Genomic DNA, 1,872 nt, shown 5'->3' with positions numbered 1-1,872 from the left:
TTCGCCTACCTCAGCCGTTCACAACGTGTCGAGGAACTACAGCTAGCGGGGCACGAGGCGGAAGATGCGCAGCGTGCGGCCCGAGCTGCGCTCGTAGCCGCGGTAGCCCGGCCAGTTCTCCTCGAGCACCTCCCAGGTCTGCTCGCGCTCCGCGTCGGAGACCAGCTCGGCGCGGACCGCGAACCGCTCACCGCGGTACTCGATCTCGACGTCGCCGTTCGCGATGAGGTTCCAGGTCCAGGCGGGATGCTCGGGTCGGGCGAAGTTCGATCCCGTGACGTAGATGGTGCCGTCGGGCACCGGGCAGCACATGAGCAGGGTCTCGCGCGGCTCCCCCGACCGGGCGCCGACGGTGTGCAGCACGAGCGAGGGCACCACCGCCCCGCTGAGGGGCCCGCGACGACCCCCGGTGACCCGGGCGGCGAAGCGCTCGAGCGGGGGCATCATCCGCGGGCCGTAGCTGCGGAAGAAGCGGGTGCGCGTGAAGCGCGCGACGACCACCCGCACCGGTCGGATCGCGGTGGCCACGGTCAGAACACGAAGACGATGCCGAGCACGAGCGCGACGATCACGACGACGGCGAAGACACCGCCCATGATCGAGAGCCCGCGCGTGCTGAGCCGGTCGACCGCGTACCCCACCAGGAACGGCAGCGCCGCGAGGATGGCGGCGACCAGCCACCAGAAGACCACGTAGCCGCCCTGGCTCACGTCGGCGAGGCGACCGCTGAAGAGGCGCTGCGTGTAGGGGTGGGTCGCGAAGCCGATCGCCGAGGTGAACGGCACGATGACGCCCACCGCGACCAGCAGGCCCACGAGGAAGCCGGTGAGCTTCGATCCCTGCCGGATGCCGAGGGTCTCGTCGTGGTCCTTCTGCGCCATAGCCGTCACCCTAGCGCGGAGGCCGCGGACTCAGGCGGAGGGCGCGGAGATGTTCACCAGCCAGGCGATGCCGAACCGGTCGACGAGCATGCCGAACGCGTCGCCCCATGGCGCGGTCTCGAGGGGGACGGTCTGCGAACCGCCGTCGAGCAGGGCGTCCCAGAATCCGCGGAGCTTCGCGTCGTCGTCGCCCGAGAGCGACACCGAGATGCTGCCGCCCTCGGCGAGCGGCATGTGCGAGGGGGTGTCGGCGCCCATCAGGGTGAAGCCGTCGGGGGTCTCGAGCTGGCCGTGCATGATGAGCTCGGACTCGGACGGGTCGACCTGCATGCCGCCCTCGGCGAAGGTCATGAGGTTCAGCTCACCGCCGAACACGCTGCGGTAGAACTCCATCGCCTCGCGCGCTCCGCTGCGCCAGTTGAGGTAGGGGTTGAGGATCACGGCCATGGGGACCTCCGAGGATGTGAACACTGTCCACATGATTGTGCTCCCCCGGACGGCGACACGCCAGAGGCGTGTGGGCGACACCCGGCGCACACTGAGGGGATGACGATCCTCACCGCCGTGCACGGCGACCTCACGTCCCAGCGCGTCGACGCGATCGTGAACGCCGCCAACACCGCGATGAGGGGCGGGGGCGGGGTCGACGGCGCCATCCACCGGGCCGGTGGTCCCGCGATCCTGGCCGACTGCATCCGCCGCTTCCCCGACGGGCTGGCGACAGGCGACGCCGGCTGGACGACGGGCGGCGCGCTCGCGGCGGACTGGGTGATCCACACGGTCGGGCCCGACTTCGGCGCCGGTCAACGCGACCGGGCGTTGCTGGTCTCCTGCTATCGGCGCTCGCTCGAGGTCGCCGACGAGCTCGGGGTGCGCAGCGTCGCCTTCCCGCTGGTGAGCGCCGGCGTCTACCGCTGGCCGCTCGACGACGCGATCGAGGCGGCCGTGACGACGGTCGCCGGTGCGCGGACGCGCGTCGCCGAGGTGCGGT

Annotated in this window: 4 protein-coding genes; 1 reads left to right on the top strand and 3 read right to left on the bottom strand. The window is 71.3% G+C overall.

From position 1 onward, the window contains the following. Positions 1-42 precede the first annotated feature (42 nt). Genes NUH29_RS07545 through NUH29_RS07535 form a run of 3 tightly spaced genes read right to left on the bottom strand, consistent with a single transcriptional unit; the run spans position 43 to position 1,328 of the window. Entirely contained in the window at positions 43-528 is a 486-nt protein-coding gene (locus NUH29_RS07545; protein ID WP_258798419.1) for a nitroreductase family deazaflavin-dependent oxidoreductase, read from the bottom strand. 2 nt (positions 529-530) lie between these two features. Further along, on the bottom strand, positions 531-881 hold the full coding sequence (locus NUH29_RS07540; protein ID WP_258798417.1) for a hypothetical protein: 351 nt from the start codon (positions 879-881) through the stop codon (positions 531-533). A 30-nt stretch (positions 882-911) separates the two neighbouring features. Next, positions 912-1,328: a VOC family protein gene (locus tag NUH29_RS07535; protein WP_258798416.1), complete on the bottom strand. Its 417-nt coding sequence runs from the start codon at positions 1,326-1,328 to the stop codon at positions 912-914. A 99-nt stretch (positions 1,329-1,427) separates the two neighbouring features. On the opposite strand from NUH29_RS07535, the gene NUH29_RS07530 reads away from it, so the two are divergent. Continuing rightward, positions 1,428-1,872 (top strand): macro domain-containing protein (locus NUH29_RS07530; protein ID WP_258798415.1); only part of this gene is annotated, 445 nt, incomplete at its 3' end.

It is taken from the genome of Protaetiibacter mangrovi (genome assembly GCF_024752305.1).
GTDB lineage: Bacteria > Actinomycetota > Actinomycetes > Actinomycetales > Microbacteriaceae > Homoserinibacter > Homoserinibacter mangrovi.
The sequence above is the reverse complement of the archived record's forward strand: the minus strand, read 5'-3'. Positions and strand labels throughout refer to the sequence as shown.